Here is a 17300-nt window from a genome sequence, read left to right on the forward strand (position 1 = left end):
ATTCATCAAGCGCGGGCTTTCGCTTTAGGATTTGTTAGCGCGCCACTGCTAACAAGGCGCTGTAATTCATCGGGTTTGCTGCTCTTGGAAATCGCTTCCTCAAATGAAACGGTGCCACTGAGAATCAAATTGGCAAGCGCTTGTTCCATGGTTTGCATTCCTAGTTTTCCTCCAGTTTGAATCGCTGAGTAAACTTGAGGTGCTTTTCCTTCTCGGATCAAGTTAGCGATCGCTGGGGTGACTACCATAATCTCCTGTGCCAAACACCGACCATATTCGCCGGGTTTGGGGTTTTTCTTCTTCACCAAACATTGGCTAAAAACAGCGAGTAAAGAGTTAGACAGCATTGCTCTGATTTGAGCTTGCTGGTTAGCTGGAAACACGTCAATAATCCGGTCTACCGTACCCGCAGCCGAGCTGGTATGTAGCGTTCCAAATACCAAATGACCGGTTTCTGCTGCCGAAATCGCTAGCGAAATCGTCTCTAAATCCCGCATTTCTCCTACCAGGATAATATCGGGGTCTTCGCGCAGCGCCGCTTTGAGAGCGTTGGCAAAACTCTTAGTATCCTCTCCCTTTTGTCGTTGGTGGAATAGGCTTTTAACATTGGGAAAGACATATTCAATCGGGTCTTCCACTGTCAAAATATGTTCGGCTCTCGTGCGGTTGATTAGGTCTAGAATTGCTGCCAAGGTGGTTGTTTTTCCCGATCCCGTTTGTCCCGTTACCAAAATCAGCCCTCTCGGTCTTTCTGCCATTTCGCGGACGACATCGGGCAATCCAAGCTGGTCGAAGTTAGGAATTTTAGAAGACAAAGCTCTCAAACACGCTGCATAGCAACCCCGCTCTTTATAAACGTTGACCCGGAAGCGTGCTAATCCTTTAACGCCATAGGAACAATCCAGCTCCCAATTCTGCTCTAATTCCTTGCGTTGGGTGTTGTTGAGCATGCTGAAGATTAATTTTTGGCATTCTTGAGGATTAAGAGGCTGGTCGTCGATGGGAGCTAGCTTGCCGCTCACCCGAAAGTAGATGGGCGCGCCTGCTTGGATGTGCATGTCCGAGCCGCCCATCTCCACCAAACGCTCCATTAAGTCTTCAATCATTAAATCCATAGCCATAGTCTCCAAATTAGTTATTGGTTATTGGTTATTAGTTATTGAGCAACTAATAAAAAATCAATCGCTGAAGCGAGGGGTCATGCAATAAGGACAATCCAACCACTCCGGCACCAGTTCTGCATGACAAGTCCGACAAGTCAAAGCAGTTTTGCGTTTGGCTTTGAGTTCTGCCTCTAAACCGGAATCGGTAAACGTTACTCGCTCTACTTCTTCTAGGGTTGTATAGCCTTCTCGCACCAGATTTAAGCTGTAAGCCAGCAGCGTCGTCATGCCCTCTTCGACGGCGGCTTCTTTGATTCGGTCGGTGGTTGCACCTTGGTTGATTAAGCTTTGCAGGCGCTCGCTGTTTTGCATCACCTCATAAACGCCAACCCGTCCTTTGTAACCGCCACCGCCACACTTAGCGCAGAGAGTGCCTTTCGCTTTGGCTTCTTGAATTTCTTCGGTGGTTAAGGTGTTAGCTTTGTAGAAGGTAACTTCTCCTTCGTTAGAAGCCGAGAAGCCAAATCGAGCGAGTTCTTCTTTGGTTGGATGATAAGGAATGCGACATTCGGTACAGACGCGGCGCATGAGACGCTGAGCCAGAACGCCGATTAACGAGCCAGAAATCATAAACGGTTCGACCCCCATTTCGTCGAGACGGGCGATCGCGCCTGCCGCGTCGTTGGTGTGCAAGGTAGTCAAAACCAAGTGACCCGTCAGTGCGGCTTCAATCGCCGTTTTTGCCGTTTCTTTATCTCGCGTCTCACCTACTAGAATTACGTCTGGGTCTTGCCGCATGAATGCCCTGAGAATATTGGCAAAGTCCATCCCTTTTTCGCGAATGACCTGCACCTGCGTAATCCCTGGCAGCGAATATTCGATCGGGTCTTCTGCCGTACTGATGTTGACGCCGGGATGGTTTCGTTCTGCTAGAACCGAGTACAGCGAGGTAGACTTTCCGGAACCCGTCGGACCCGTTACCAAGATCAATCCGAAGGGACGGCTTGCCATTTCTCGAACGATATCTAGGGTTCTCTGGTCGGTAATCAACTTATCCAAACCAAGCTGAGTTGCCGAGTTATCGAGAATCCGCAAACAGACTTTCTCTCCGTAGCGGCTGGGTAGGGTATTAACCCGAAAGTCCACTTTGCGACCTTGAAACATCCGCCGAATTTTTCCGTCTTGGGGCAAGCGTCGCTCGGCAATGTCCAACTCTGCCATAATTTTGAAACGCGCGACTACGGCTGGCGTAATCTTTTTGGGCAGGGGGTCGAAGGCTTGCTGAAGCACCCCATCTTTGCGGTAGCGCACTCGCAGATATTCTTCTTGAGGCTCGACGTGAATGTCAGAAACATTTTCCTGTAAGGCTTTTGCCAAAATTTTGTTGACCAGATTGATGACGGGGGCTTGATTGGCTTCGTTAGCTCCCAGATCGTCGTTGATTTCGTCTTGCGCTTCTTGAAGGTTAACGTCTAAATTTTCGACGATCCCGCTAAGATCGGCTAACTTTTCGAGGTCTTTTTCTTTTTGAAGCCGCTCTTTTTCTTTTTCTCTTTCAGTCTGTATCTCGTAATATTGTTCCAGCAATCTTTCGTAATCTTCCTGGGTAATGACTGTGCGCTGGAGTTTGATGTCTCTGGGGCGCAAGATACGGTTGAGGTCGTCTTGAGCTTCCAAGTTATCCGGATCGACCATCGCTACTAAAACGCTAGGGGGCTGAGTATCGATCTTTTTGAGAGGAACTAGCTTATAACGGCGACAAACATCGATCGCAATTAAGGTTTCGATGAGATCCGCCATCTCGTTATTAGCGATGGGATCGAGTTCTGGGTCGAGGCAATCAACTCCATACAGAATTTTGAGTTCAAATAAATGATGTTTTTTATACTGGCGAACCAAATCGGCGGGGAGTTCGCGACCCACGATCGACTGGAGAACCTCTACCAAAGTACGACCGGACTTACGAGTTTCGATTAATGCTTGCTGCATTTGTTCGGGCGTAGCATGACCCGCTTGAATCAATTTGTTCCCAAAAGGCGAAAAATAATTGCGTAAAGCAACGGCTCTAGTCCGCTTTGAAGATGAAGAGTAAGCCATAGTGTCGCGACGAGATCTTCTAACAACACTGAGTATTCCCAAAGTCAGGCAAAAATTTAATAGGAGCTATGAAAAAGGATGAGGAAGAGAGTAGGTCAACCCATCTCACAAAATGTTACATTTGAGTTTAATGAATTTATCAACCCACAGAGAAAACAGACTCAAGTAAAGTAAGCACAAGAGAAAACTAATAAAATCTCTTGAGAGTAGACAGAAGTGCCTTATGATTGACGAGCAAAAGCAGCCAGAAAACAATCCAATAGAGAGCGAGCAAAATTTAAACCCTTCTGAGAAAATCGAGAAGGAAGAGTTCGGTCAACCCAATGCCAGCGCAAGCCAACCAGAAGCCGCTGCAACTACTGAAACTTCCTTCCAAGACACGATCGGCGCAGCAGGGGAAGCCGAGTTGCCAGAATCAGAAAAAATCACTGAATTGCCAGAACCCGCTCAAGTCATAAAAGCTCTGAGCCAGGAAAATGAAAGCCTCAAACAGCAACTCGAGCAGCAAAACCAACAAGTAGATGCCTTAAAGAAACGGTATATTTCTCTAGCTGCCGAGTTCGATAATTTCCGCAAGCGCACCCAAAAAGAAAAAGAAGAACTGGAAGTTCAAGTCAAGTGCAAGACAATCGGCGAACTTTTGCAAGTAGTAGATAATTTCGAGCGGGCACGAACCCAGATCAAACCAGCTAATGAAGGAGAGATGGCAATCCACAAAAGCTATCAGGGAGTTTACAAAAACCTGGTAGATGGACTCAAGCGTCTCGGCGTTTCGGCAATGCGTCCAGAAGGGCAGCCCTTCGACCCTAATTACCACGAAGCAATGCTTCGAGAACAAACGGACGAACATCCAGAAGGGACAGTACTCGAACAACTGGTTCGCGGATATACTCTCGGCGATCGCGTTCTTCGCCATGCAATGGTCAAAGTTGCTGCGCCTAAAGAACCCACGATAACGTCAGCAGAAGAGACAACTGAGAAAGAAAATCTCGAAAATAAGGAAAGTTAAATTTGCGAGATTGTAATAAAAGCACGATAATAGAGCTTTTAGGAGCTTTTTTTGGAGAAGAGTCAGTTAAATTTACACTAAAATGACTGACAGCTTCTCTAAAAGTTAACTCCCGATCTTGGATGGTTTTATCGCCGAAGCGCTATGGGAAAAGTCATTGGTATTGACCTGGGGACGACTAATAGTTGTGTATCCGTGCTAGAAGTGGGGAAACCAGTAGTCATCCCCAATTCGGAAGGAGCGAGGACAACTCCCAGTATCGTTGGATTTGGGAAGGCAAATCAACGTCTCGTAGGTCAGTTGGCAAAGCGGCAATCCGTTACCAATTCAGAAAATACTGTCTACAGTATCAAGCGCTTCATCGGTCGTCGGTGGGACGAAACAGAACAAGAGCGATCGCGAGTTCCTTACCAATGCGTTAGGGGTCGAGACGATACCGTTAACGTGCAAATCCGCGATCGCGCTTTCACGCCCCAAGAAATCTCCTCGATGATTCTGCAAAAGCTCAAAGCCGATGCCGAAGCTTTCCTCGGCGAACCCGTTAGAGAAGCCGTCATTACCGTTCCCGCCTACTTTACCGATGCCCAACGACAGGCAACTAAAGATGCGGGAACGATCGCGGGCTTAGAAGTTTTGCGAATTATTAACGAACCCACAGCCGCAGCCCTCGCCTATGGCTTAGACAAACAAGAAGAAGAACAATACATTCTCGTCTACGATCTAGGGGGCGGAACGTTTGATGTCTCTGTCCTTCAACTTGGGAACGGGGTGTTTGAAGTAAAAGCCACCGCTGGCAACAATCACCTTGGAGGCGACGACTTCGACAACGTCATCGTCCGCTGGGCGATCGACGAATTCAAAGCCCAAGAGGGGATCGACCTAGCAACCGATAGAATGGCGCTACAGCGTCTGCGAGAAGCCGCTGAAAAAGCTAAAATCGAGCTTTCCAGCATGCTCACCACCTCGATTAACCTTCCCTTTATCACGGCAGACGAAAGCGGTCCAAAGCATCTAGAAACCGAACTCACGCGGGCAAAATTTGAAGAACTAACCAACCATCTGGTCGAGGCAACTGTCGGACCAGTCGAGCAAGCGCTCAGAGATGCCGGACTCAAACCGAGCGAGATCGATCGCGCGATTCTCGTTGGCGGTTCAACTCGGATTCCCGCGGTGCAAAAGACGATCCAGCGCTTGTTCGGTAGCTCTCAAATCGATCGCTCTATCAATCCAGACGAAGCCGTTGCCTTGGGCGCAGCCATCCAAGGGGGAATTTTAGGCGGCGAAGTCGAAGATTTACTGCTCCTAGACGTCACTCCCCTCTCGCTGGGAATTGAAACCCTCGGCGAAGTCTTCACCAAAATAATCGATCGCAACACTACCATCCCCACTAGCAAATCCCAAGTTTTTTCTACTGCCTCAGACGGACAAACCTCAGTAGAAATTCACGTTCTCCAAGGAGAACGGGCGATGGCTAAGGATAACCACAGCCTGGGCAAGTTCGTTCTCACGGGAATTCCGCCAGCACCGCGCGGCATACCTCAAATCGAAGTATCTTTTGAAATTGACGTAAACGGAATTCTTAAAGTTTCAGCTCAAGACCAGGGGACAGGTCGAGAACAAAGCATTGCCATCAATCAGACGGGCGGACTCAAAAGTGGTGAAATCGAGCGAATGCGGGAAGAAGCCGAAAGATTCGCCGAACAAGACCGCCGTCAACTGCAACTGATCGAACTCAGAAATCAAGCAGATAGCTTATTCCACACCTACGAAACCACTCTAGAAGAAAACGCTGCCTACATTAGCGAAGACCTCAAAGTCAAAAGCAAGCAGAGAAAGGAACAGTTGGAAGTCATTCTTAGAGAGGTTCCCATTAATCCCGAAAGGCTGAAGATCGCTATAGAAGCATTCCGGCAAGTTCTCTTGACAATCGGGACTCAAATTTATCAAAAAGGTAATCCAGAAGTCGCTCAAAACTTTGAAACCGTCGGCTCGCCAAATTTAACCTACAGTGAAGGCGAAACTGAGTTCAGCGAACAAACTCAAACTTTCGCCTTAGACGAACAAGAGTACGCGATCGCGCAAGGAGAAGAAGACTATAATTATACGACGGAAGGAACCGAAGAGTACAGCTTCGATTTTGATGAGGATGAAACGGTTGCCAGCGATTATGAAGCAGTAGACTAGGAATAAGGACGGAGAACGAAGGACACAAAGCGGAGGAAAGAATAACTCCCAGTCATCAATCCCGTTCACTGAAGGCGATAGTTTGCTACAGTACAACTAAACCTGAATATTAATACTGAACCACTAAAAAACGAGATCAGCGCTTTATGCCAGCCGACTACTATGAAATCCTGGGGGTTCCCCGCGATGCTAGCAAAGAAGAGATCAAACGAGCCTTTCGCCGTCTGGCTCGAAAATACCATCCCGACGTAAATAAAGAACCGGGGGCAGAAGAGCGTTTTAAAGAAATCAATCGCGCTTACGAAGTCCTCTCAGAACCAGACGCTCGCGCGAGATACGATCGCTTTGGCGAAGCCGGAGTTGGTGCTGGTGCGGGAGTTGGTTTCGATTATGGCGACATCGGCGGGTTTGCCGATATCTTTGAAACCATTTTTAGTGGTTTTGGCGGGATGGGCGCAGGAACGTCGGCCCGTCGGCGCACCGGTCCGGTACGAGGAGACGACCTGCGATTAGATTTAAAGCTGGAGTTTCGCGAAGCTGTTTTTGGCGGCGAAAAGGAAATTCGCATTCCCCATCTGGAAACCTGTCAAGTCTGTAAGGGAACGGGAGCAAAGCCAGGAACCGGGGTGCGTACTTGTTCGACCTGCGGAGGGTCGGGACAGGTTCGCCGCGCTACTAGAACGCCTTTCGGTAGCTTCGCTCAAGTTTCCGTTTGTCCGACTTGCAATGGCGCGGGAGAAGTTATAGAAGAGAAATGCGAAGCTTGCGGAGGAGTCGGTCGCAAACAAGAAACCAAAAAGCTGAAAATTACTATCCCGCCCGGAGTAGATAACGGAACTCGCCTGCGAGTTGCCCGCGAAGGCGATGCAGGAGCGCGAGGAGGTGCTCCCGGCGACCTCTACGTTTATTTGTTTGTCGAGCCGGACGAAGAATTTAGACGAGATGGAATTAATATCGAGTCGGAAGTGACGATTAGTTACCTGCAAGCGATTCTTGGTTGTCGCCTCAAGGTCAATACAGTGGATGGAAGCGAGGAGATAACGATCCCTCCCGGAACCCAACCCAATACGGTGTTGACCCTGGAAAATAAAGGCGTGCCTAAGCTAGGCAATCCCGTCAGTCGCGGCGATCATTTGATAACGGTTAAAATAGCTATTCCTACGCGCATCAATGCAGAGGAACGGGAGTTGTTAGAAAAGCTCGCTAAAATTAAGGGAGAAAGTCACGGTAAAGGGGGTATAGAAGGATTTTTAGGGGGTCTGTTTCACAAATGAATGCTACCGCCGATTCGCTTCTCGACCTACGCGACACGCCTTGTCCGATCAATTTCATTCGCACTAAGCTCAAGTTGGAGCAAATGTCTCCTGGCTCTTTGTTAGAAGTCTGGCTGGATCCGGGAGAACCAATCGAACAAGTGCCAGACAGTTTAGCAATGGAAGGTTATAAGATAGAAGCCATCGAAAATCGGAGTGAGTTTTTTGCGCTCAAGGTGCGTCGCCCAGTGGTCTCGTGAGGAATTCTGTCGTTACCCAAACTCAGAATTCGTCTGGACTTCTTGGCACGGTTGTAGCGGTACAGGCAAATTTTTATCGAGTGCGTCTAGAACGCCCAGAAGGGGAGAATTATCCTCAATATCTGCTCTGTACGCGCAGAACGCGCCTGAAAAAAATTGGGCAGCAAGTGATGGTGGGCGATCGCGTTGCGATTGAAGAACCGGATTATGCAGACGAACGGGGCGCGATCGCAGAAGTTTTTCCGAGGAAAACCGAGTTAAATCGCCCTCCCGTTGCTAACGCCGACCAAATTCTCTTGGTTTTTGCCCTAGAAGAACCTAGTTTAGATGCTTGGCAGTTGAGCCGTTTTCTAGTCAAAGCCGAGTCTACAGGTTTAGATTTGTGTCTGTGCCTCAACAAAACCGATCTCGTCACTAAAACACAACAGCAGTCGTGGGAAGAGCGTTTGGGCGAGTGGGGTTATCGTCCCGTATTTATTAGTATTGCTGCTAATCGCGGTCTAGAGCAATTGCTCGATCGCCTCAAAAACAAAATTACGATTCTGGCAGGACCTTCGGGGGTCGGCAAATCTAGCTTGATTAACAAGTTAATTCCTGCGGTCGAGCAACGAGTTAGCCAAGTCTCCGGCAAACTCCAAAAAGGTCGCCATACGACTCGCCACGTAGAACTATTTGAATTACCTGACGGCGGTTTGCTGGCAGATACCCCTGGCTTCAATCAACCCGATCTCGACTGCGATCCCGCGCAATTAGCCCAATATTTTCCCGAAGCGAGAATGCGACTCGCCCAAGGGAATTGTCAATTCAACGATTGCCTGCATCGCGACGAACCCAACTGCGCCGTGCGCGGGGATTGGGAACGATACGAACATTATTTAAGATTTTTAGAAGAGGCGATCGCTAGACAAGAAGCAATTCAACAAACCCGCGATGAAGAATCGACCGTAAAACTGAAAATTAAAGCGTTAGGACAGCATCAGTACGAACCCAAGCTAGAGACCAAAAGATATCGTCGGCGATCGCGGCGAGAAAAACATCAAGCCCTGCAAGATCTCTATGATAGTCAATCAATTGAAAAGCTCCATGAAGAGCTAGAAGATTATTAAATAATGTAAAAATATTTGCTGAATTCTATTGCTAGATTAAGAATTGAATCAAATTTAACCTGTCCTTGAGCAACAGAAGTTATCTAGAAAATAGAGAGTTTCTCAAGGAGGTGCGAAAGATGATGCAATTACTGTTAATATTGTTCATTATTTTGACTGTCGGCTTGACATTACTTTTTGAAGCTTTGTTTTACACCGAAGAGCAGGAAACTCAATCGTAGTGGTTAGTCGTTAATTGCCTCTCCGTCCCCCACTTCCCCGCGCTTCTCATCTCCCCGTCTACCTGCTCCCAATCGCCTGGAACGATAGACTAGAAGAAAATAATGAGGAGGCAGTCGTGACGGAAAAAACTCGTTCTCCCTGGAATGTGGGTCGTTTTTTTGAGACTTTGACTTACTTTGACGCTATCCCATTTATTGGTTGTCTCAAGCGACTATTCGCCGAGCGCGCGAGTGAAGAAACAGCAACTCGAGAAGGAAAGAAAATAGTGGGAACAATTTTAGTCGTTGGTGCAACCGGCGGGGTTGGCAAACGAGTTGTCCGTCGTCTTTTGGAGAAAAATTATCAGGTTCGCGCTTTGGTTAGAGATGCTAAAAGAGCGAGAGAATTATTAGGCGATAAAGTCGAACTATTTGAAGCAGATCTTACCATCCCTGAAACGCTAACTTCAAAATTAGCCGATCGCATTTCTGCCGTAATTTGTTGTAGTGGAGTCCGAGTTCAACCCGTAGAAGGCGATACGCCAACGAGAGAAAAATACTATCAAGGGATTAAATTTTATCTGCCAGAAGTAGTCGATAGTCCCGAACTGGTAGACTATCGAGGCATTAAAAACTTAGTTGAAGTTGTCAAGAAATCTCTGCGATCGGGAGAAAAAATTTTGTTTGATTTTACTAACCCGTTAGCCGATTTAAAAGAAACTTGGGGTGCGGTTGACGATGTCGTCATGGGAGGAGTTAGTGAAAGTAATATTAGACTCGTAGGTGGTAGAGCTATCTTTTCTGGCAATGTTTGTACGGCCAACAATGGCGGGTTTGCTTCAGTTAGAACGCGCAATTTTAATCTACCTTTAGACCTATCAGATTATCAAGGAATTGAATTAAGAATTCAAGGAGACGGAAAGCGATATAAATTTATCATTCGCGCTGAAGATAAATGGGATGGAATCGGCTATTGTTATTCCTTTGATACTCTCTATAATTGTTGGACGACAATTCGCATTCCTTTTACCGATCTCATCCCGGTTTTTCGTGCAAAAACCGTTCCCAATGCAGGTGCTTTTGAGGCAAGCAAAGTCTATTCAATGCAGCTAATACTGAGTAAATTTGAATACGATGGCGCATTAAATCCAAACTTTTCGCCCGGATTATTTAGCTTAGAAATTGAATCGATTAAAGCCTATGGCGGTCAAGCAAAACCGCAATTTATTATGGTCAGTTCTGCTGGCGTTACTCGTCCAGGTCGTCCGGGACTTAACCTAGAGGAAGAACCTCCGGCAGTGCGCCTAAACGACCAATTAGGAGGAATTCTAACTTGGAAATTACAAGGCGAAGAAGCCGTTCGTCAGAGTGGCATAAATTACACAATTGTAAGACCTTGTGCTTTAACCGAAAAACCAGGCAATAAAGTTTTAGTCTTCGACCAAGGCGATAATATGAAAGGCCAAGTCAGTCGAGAAGCGATCGCCGAACTTTGCATTCAAGCATTGCAAATTCCCGAAGCCTGTAATAAAACTTTTGAAGTGAGAGAAGAGGAAACAGTAGCGAATTCGATTGATTGGAAAAGTTTATTTGCCAATTTAAAGCCCGATTGAGCGCGATCGCCATTAGGAATGAAGATTTTATGCCTTTCAGGTCTTGGCTTGAGCATTCTTAGTATAAAAAACGCTTTAACGAGTTTCTTGTCCTTAAAAGAGGCGGAATGCTTTTATTTTCAGATTTGAAACTGGCGCGATCGCGATCGCGCCTTTCTAAGATGATATAAATAAGTTAAATCCTTAGTAGACTCCACTCGCGATCGCGATGTTCATTAGCCGAACTACGAGATTGAAATGGCTTTATTTTTCGATTATCGTGGTAGCTATTGGCGCGATCGTCTACTTTTTCAGACAACAGCCAAGCCTTTTGCTAGCCACTAGCCTTCTTCTGCTCGTTCCCGGACGAATTCAAGGGCATCTTTGGCGAGATTTCTTCCGAGGTAGACGACTTCTGCAACGGCGGCAGTGCGATCGCGCTCTCGCGTACTTTTATAATTTTCTCAAACGTCTCAAAGAAAAACCAATTCTAAAGCGGGCAATCTGGTTGAGCTGGGCTGTTTACTCAAGAGATATCGAAGCGATGACGCACAATAACATTGGCGTAGCTTATATGGAACTCGGCGACTTTAAGAAGGCTAAACGCGCTCTACTAACCTCTATCTCTATCGATCCCAAGTATCCACTTCCTTTTTTTAATCTGGCAATAGTTGCCAAAATGCAGCGCGATTCTGCCCGCGCCAGAAAACTGTTAGATAAGTCAGCGAGATTGGGATACAGACAGACAACAGTCGATCGGTTAATCCACCTATCAGAAAGCTTACTTGCGCGTGTTGAGGGTCGCGGGATCTCTGAAAAAGAACTACCTACACTGCCCTAGAAGGTCAGTGCGAGCTTTCCTTCCCAACAAAAAGCTTAGTAGTGAATTTCTTACGTCCTCCTCTAGTAGGACTTATACCATTTCTAAAAAAGAACGCTACAAATACTCAAGGAAAAAGCCTTACATACAGAGCTGCTGACTAATTGCGAATGGCGATGCCGATCCTTTGAAGAGAGTGTGTTGTCTTTGCAAATTCGGAAAGATATACTAAAAAGGCTAATTTCCCTGCATCGGTAATGATCGCTCCCAAAACTTCTACCGCTAAGACTGCTTGGGCGCTACCCATTCTACTTGCTATCTTTTTTGTTTCGGGTTTTACTGCGCTTCTGTACCAAGTTGTATGGCAGCGAATGCTGGGGTTGTTTTCCGGTTCTGATGTGCGCTCCGTAACGATTGTGGTAGCCTCCTACTTAGCAGGACTGGGATTGGGCGGTTTAATTGGTGGCTTTTTGAGCGATCGCCTCAGCAGTCGCCAGAGCGTCCAGACTTACGGGTTGTGCAATCTGGGGATCGCTGCCTTCGCAGTCTTGAGTCGTTTTTTATTTTATGACTTGCTTTTCCTCAAGTTGCGATACCTGGCGCGATCGCCTGTTTCGACGCTACTTATTGCTTTCATTAGCCTGTTAATCCCAACCATTTTGATGGGATTATCCCTACCTTTATTATCCAAGGCGATCGCTCGCCGTGCCGATAAAGCTGCGTCTGGGATTGGTTTGCTCTACGGCGTTAATACGCTCGGTTCGGGACTGGGATCGCTCATCTGCGGCTGGTACATTATCGGAACCTTGGGGTACGAAGGAACGGTTTATGTAGGGGCAGCTTTAAATGCTGTGGTTGGGATAGTTGCTCTGGGCAGTGCCTACCAGTTTGAGCGCGATCGCCTCCTCCGGGATGCAGACACACCGACAATTCCTTTGCTGCATCAGCCTGTCGATCGCTCTGTAAAAACGTGGTGTTTTTTAGTCTTCCTTTCTGGGTTTGTCGCGATTTCTTTAGAAATTATTTGGTTTCGCGTTCTAGACATCGCCCTGCAATCAAATGCTTATACCTACGCCCATCTGCTGGCTTTTCTTCTAGTTAGCAATGCGCTGGGCAGTTTAATGGGAGCGAAAGCTATCCGCTACATTCGCCAACCAAGACGGGTATTTTTAGCGATTCAGGGATTTGTTGCCGCTTACTCGGCGATCGCTATCTGGCTCATCGGTCTTTACTGGCAATCTCATCCAGACTTGCGATCGGACATAGGCTACATCGATCCCAATAATATTACTGCGGCAGTGGTATTCAAGTATCTGGTTTTGCCTTCGATAATGATAGTGTTGCCCAATCTATTGCTGGGGTTTTATTTCCCACTGGTACAAAAGGCGGTTCAAACCGACGATCGCACTATTGGGTGGCGAGTCGGTCTGATTCTGGTTGCGAATATCCTCGGCAATACGGCGGGAAGCCTGCTTACGGGTTTAGTGCTACTCGATAAATTGGGAACGGCAAATTCATTGCGATCGATCCTCTTATTAGGATTGGGATTTGTCCTCGCCATCCGTCCCAATTGGATGAAAGCGAAGTTTATTGGTGCCCTAGCGCTAGTTTTGCTGGCTGCCGTGGTATTTTTCCCCAACAATACTCGCCTCTGGGCATCACTGCACAGCATTGAGCCAGAAAAATATTTTATCGTTGCTGAGGATTCGACGGGCACAGCCGCGATCGCACAGGACAATCGGCAGGGAATTTTATTGGCTAGCGGACAAGTTCAGGCAAATTTCCCTTACATGCACGTCCACGCGCTATTAGGCAGCATACCAGCCCTACTTCATCCCAATCCGGCACAGGTAATGATTATTGGACTGGGTTCGGGAGGAACACCCCACACTATTGGTGTAAACCCTTTAACTCAGCGGGTTCGAGTGGTTGAAATTCTGGGCGCTGAGTTGCCCGTGTTGCAAGAGTATGCGAAAACGACTGTCGGGAAGCCTCTCAGTTTCCTCTTCCAAGATCCGCGTTACGATATCGTCGTTAACGATGGACGCAGAGAATTGATACTTGCCGATCGCAAGTTTGATATTATTGAGGCGGATGCGATTCAGCCCTGGCGATCGCGAGCGGGGATGCTCTATTCGCAAGAATTTTTCCAAGAAGTGCGATCGCGCTTAGCACCTGGAGGATTCTTCGCACAATGGAATGTCGGATCGGAGGCAGAACAAACCTTTCGCAATGTTTTTCCCTACGTTACTAGGTTGGATATGAGCGGGGGGTTGAGCGTTTTAATAGGGAGCGAGCGTCCTGTTGATTTTAACCGAGAGACGTTACTGACAAGACTAGATTCGCCAGTTGTATTAAGTTTTCTGGCAAAAGCTGGAGTCAATGTAGAAGCAATCCGCACAGATATAAAAGCCGCAGGGGTCTTTATATATTCCCATGCGAAGGACGGTCAGCCCAAAGCTATTAATACCGATTTATTTCCGCGCTCGGAGTATTATTTAAATCGTCCTTCAAGCTTCAAGTTGAGTTTTTAGGATATTTTTTCTCTGCGGTTCTGTGGTCTAGTTATAAACAGAACGGTTGGCGCGATCGCTAATAAATGTTAGCCAATAGGCAGTACTAACTCTCCAGACAAAATTAAAGAATGGGACAAAAATTGGAGAGATAAATTATTACTGAAAAGATTTAGTTAGCTTTTCCTAAATGGCTACAGCTTCTGCCAGATTGTTCATCAGCAGTGCGAGCATCTCGCTCGCGAATGCTTAAAAGCGAGCGAGACGCGAAGCGTTAGCCAGCGAAGGGCGAAGGATTTTTCGCACTCCAGAAAACACTCATAATTTATCTAGGACTGCCATCTAATCGCTACGAAAGTTTGGTCAAGAAACCTAATAAACGCTTCGTTCGAGAAGTTAGTAAGGTGCGTCGATAGGTATCTGCTGCTTTCTTGATTGCTTCTGCTTGAGTAGGGTAGGGATGAATGACGCTAGATAACTTACTCAAACCGATTCCGCCTACAATCGCTGTCGTCACTTCACTAATCATTTCTCCAGCATGACGCGCCACGATGGTTGCGCCTAGGATTTTATCCGTTCCTGCCTGATGTAGAATTTTGACAAATCCTTCTTCCTCTCCGTCGGCGATCGCGCGATCGACTTCATTCAAGTTAATCTTAATTGCATTTGTCTTAATTCCTTTGGCTTGGGCTTCATGCTCGTACATGCCGACGTGAGCCACTTCTGGGTCGGTATAAGTCACCCAAGGCATTACCAAATCGCTAACTTTAGATTTGCCCAAACCCAAGGGAGAAAAGAGAGCATTCTTAATGACAATTCGCGCCGTTGCATCGGCAGCGTGGGTGAATTTCCAATGTAGACAGATATCGCCCGCAGCAAAGATTTTTGGGTTAGTCGTTTGCAAATAATCGTTGACTTTAACTCCTTTGCGATCGTAGGCTATTCCTGCCGCCTCTAAATTTAAGCTTTCTGCATTCGGGGCGCGACCCACTCCTACTAGAATTTCATCAACGACGATTGCTTCTTCTTTTCCATTGCGATCGCAGTAAATTACTTTTCCTTCTGGAGTTAATTCTGCTCGTTTTGGCGAACAATTTAGTACTAAATTAATGCCTTCCCGGACGAACGTGTTTTGAATAATCGCAGCCGTATCGCCATCTTCGCGGTTTAATAAGTGCGTGCTGCGATGAATTAACGTCACTTGCGAACCCAAGCGATGAAATGCCTGTGCCATCTCGCAACCAATAGGTCCTCCTCCAATAACCGCTAATCGTTTGGGGCATTCAGTCAGAGAAAATACCGTTTCATTTGTTAGATAGCCAACTTCTTCAATCCCAGGAATCGGAGGTTGAACTGCCCTTGCACCCGTGGCAATGACAGCTTTTTTAAATTTCAGCGTTTTATTTGCAACCGTCACAACCTCGTCACTAACAAACTCAGCACTGCCCAAAAAGACATCAACTCCCAACTTTTTGAACCGTTCTGCCGAGTCGTGATGGCTGATGCCAGCACGGATTTTCCGCATTCGCTGCATCACTGCCGCAAAGTCGATATCGATGTTATCTGGCGGATTAATGCCAAAGGAGCGAGCATAACGAATATCGGCGACGACACGAGATGACCGAATGATAGACTTTGAGGGAACGCAGCCCACATTTAAACAATCTCCTCCCATCAAATATCGTTCGATTAGCGCCACTTTCAAACCCAAACCCAAACCAGCCGCACCCGCTGCCACGACTAATCCGGCCGTTCCCGCACCAATGACGACTAAATCGTACAAAGCGGCAGGAGTGGGATTTACCCAACCGGGAGGATGGACGTAAGAAACTAACTGCTGGTTATACTCGTCCATCGGTAAGACGGTTACTCGTTCAAATGTAGGATTTTAATCATTAGTCATTAGTCCTTTGTCATTGGTTATTTGATGAAAGAATTTTGGAATCCCCCTTTATCCCCCTTGATAAGGGGGGTTGGGGGGATCGGATTTTGGATTAGTTAGTAGGGGCGGGTTGATCTAAAAACGCGAGAGATTTACCCACACTTACTGTAAAAAAACCGCCCCTACAGTGGTTAGTCGTTAATTGTCTCCTCCTCTTCCCACACTCCCCACACTCCTCACACTCCCGGTTCTCCCCATCTCCTCCTCTCCCAGTCTCAGAAGTCTTCCCGTTCGCTGGTCACTGTGTTGAGTGCTTTGCGGGCAATGCGAGTTACGTAGACGGTAACGGCAACTGTAGCGATTAAGCCAACAATGCGAATTGCCCACTGTACGGTAAGATTGGTTGGTTGCTCCCCAACTCCTAGGGTAGCGAGATTCCCCGCTAAAGAACCAAGGTATACATACATCACCGTACCGGGAATCATTCCTACAGAACCTAAGAAATAATCTTTGAGGGAAACGTCCGTGAGTCCGTAGGCGTAGTTGAGCAAATTAAAGGGAAATATAGGGGATAATCGGGTTAGCAGAACGATTTTAAACCCTTCTTTTCCGACTGCTTTGTCGATCGCTGAAAATTTTTGACTTCTCTCAATTTTCTTGGCAATCCAACCCCGCGCCAAGTAACGTCCAACTAAAAAAGCAAGAGTTGCGCCGAGAGTCGCCCCAATAAAAACGTAGATAGAACCGAGAACTACGCCAAAGACGACACCAGCCCCTAAGGTGAGAATCGATCCTGGCAAGAAAGCAACTGTAGCGACGATGTAGACTAGGATAAAGGCGATCGCGCCTATAAAACCCAGATTTTGAATTTGTATTAGGGCATTTTGCAGTAGTTGTTGAGGATTAATAGCTCCCCTTTCGGTTACTTCCTGAGCAAGCGCGGGAAGCGTTGCACTCAAGCAGAAAATAACGATTAATGCGAGACATTTTGCTAAATTGGTGAGGCTATGTCGATCTCGAATTTGTGTTTTGTTCATCGAAAATTTTGGGTCTGAAACTCCGTCCCTCGCTTGACGGCTTTACATAATGGGATAAAGCTCCGTGGCGTTGACTCCTGGAGTTGGTTACCACATTAATTCGAGCCTGAATTGATTTTTCATTGACAGTTTTTAGTCGATTTTTCGGCAATTAGATACTAGCTAACTGCCAAGCGCTAGGCTAGCTATCGCTTACTTTTATATATGACATCCGGAACTGAAAATAAACTTAATTACCGATTAA

At 46.9% G+C, this 17300-nt stretch carries 11 protein-coding genes and 1 pseudogene; 8 read left to right on the plus strand and 4 right to left on the minus strand.

What is annotated here, in order from left to right:
- Positions 1-5: 5 nt before the first annotated feature.
- Together PLE7327_RS11125 and PLE7327_RS11130 are read right to left on the minus strand one after the other, a co-directional pair.
- The gene (locus PLE7327_RS11125; RefSeq protein WP_015143929.1) at positions 6-1115 is read right to left on the minus strand and encodes a type IV pilus twitching motility protein PilT; all 1110 of its coding nucleotides are present in this window, start codon (positions 1113-1115) and stop codon (positions 6-8) included.
- A gap of 63 nt (positions 1116-1178) precedes the next feature.
- Positions 1179-3200, minus strand: coding sequence for a GspE/PulE family protein (locus tag PLE7327_RS11130; RefSeq protein ID WP_015143930.1), 2022 nt, complete (start codon positions 3198-3200; stop codon positions 1179-1181).
- Positions 3201-3423: 223 nt separating this feature from the next.
- Between PLE7327_RS11130 and grpE the strand changes: the two genes are divergently transcribed.
- The 8 genes from grpE to PLE7327_RS11170 all read left to right on the plus strand — a co-directional run bounded on the left by grpE (position 3424) and on the right by PLE7327_RS11170 (position 14158).
- Positions 3424-4209, plus strand: a complete 786-nt coding sequence (grpE, locus tag PLE7327_RS11135; RefSeq protein ID WP_015143931.1) for a nucleotide exchange factor GrpE — start codon at positions 3424-3426, stop codon at positions 4207-4209.
- 144 nt (positions 4210-4353) lie between these two features.
- The gene (gene dnaK, locus PLE7327_RS11140) at positions 4354-6393 is read left to right on the plus strand and encodes a molecular chaperone DnaK (protein ID WP_015143932.1); all 2040 of its coding nucleotides are present in this window, start codon (positions 4354-4356) and stop codon (positions 6391-6393) included.
- Positions 6394-6539: 146 nt separating this feature from the next.
- A complete protein-coding gene (dnaJ, locus tag PLE7327_RS11145) occupies positions 6540-7667 on the plus strand; it encodes a molecular chaperone DnaJ (RefSeq protein ID WP_015143933.1) in 1128 nt (375 codons plus the stop codon).
- Positions 7664-7906, plus strand: a complete 243-nt coding sequence (locus PLE7327_RS11150) for a sulfurtransferase TusA family protein (RefSeq protein WP_015143934.1) — start codon at positions 7664-7666, stop codon at positions 7904-7906. The genes dnaJ and PLE7327_RS11150 overlap by 4 nt, the downstream gene beginning before the upstream one ends.
- Positions 7903-9012 (plus strand): small ribosomal subunit biogenesis GTPase RsgA, encoded by a 1110-nt coding sequence (gene rsgA, locus PLE7327_RS11155; RefSeq protein ID WP_015143935.1) that lies wholly within the window; start codon positions 7903-7905, stop codon positions 9010-9012. The genes PLE7327_RS11150 and rsgA overlap by 4 nt, the downstream gene beginning before the upstream one ends.
- Positions 9013-9349: 337 nt before the next feature.
- Positions 9350-10825, plus strand: a complete 1476-nt coding sequence (locus PLE7327_RS11160; protein ID WP_015143937.1) for a CIA30 family protein — start codon at positions 9350-9352, stop codon at positions 10823-10825.
- 232 nt (positions 10826-11057) lie between these two features.
- On the plus strand, positions 11058-11645 hold the full coding sequence (locus PLE7327_RS11165; RefSeq protein ID WP_186005314.1) for a tetratricopeptide repeat protein: 588 nt from the start codon (positions 11058-11060) through the stop codon (positions 11643-11645).
- A 236-nt stretch (positions 11646-11881) separates the two neighbouring features.
- Positions 11882-14158, plus strand: coding sequence for a fused MFS/spermidine synthase (locus PLE7327_RS11170; RefSeq protein ID WP_015143939.1), 2277 nt, complete (start codon positions 11882-11884; stop codon positions 14156-14158).
- A 328-nt stretch (positions 14159-14486) separates the two neighbouring features.
- Here PLE7327_RS11170 and PLE7327_RS11175 read toward each other — a convergent pair.
- Positions 14487-16025, minus strand: a pseudogene (locus tag PLE7327_RS11175) (mercuric reductase); the annotation flags it as partial.
- Positions 16026-16294: 269 nt separating this feature from the next.
- Complete coding sequence (locus PLE7327_RS11180) at positions 16295-17056, minus strand: TVP38/TMEM64 family protein (RefSeq protein ID WP_015143941.1); 762 nt, start codon at positions 17054-17056, stop codon at positions 16295-16297.
- Positions 17057-17300: the final 244 nt, after the last annotated feature.

It is taken from the genome of Pleurocapsa sp. PCC 7327, assembly GCF_000317025.1.
In the GTDB taxonomy this organism is placed as follows: domain Bacteria; phylum Cyanobacteriota; class Cyanobacteriia; order Cyanobacteriales; family Microcystaceae; genus Hydrococcus.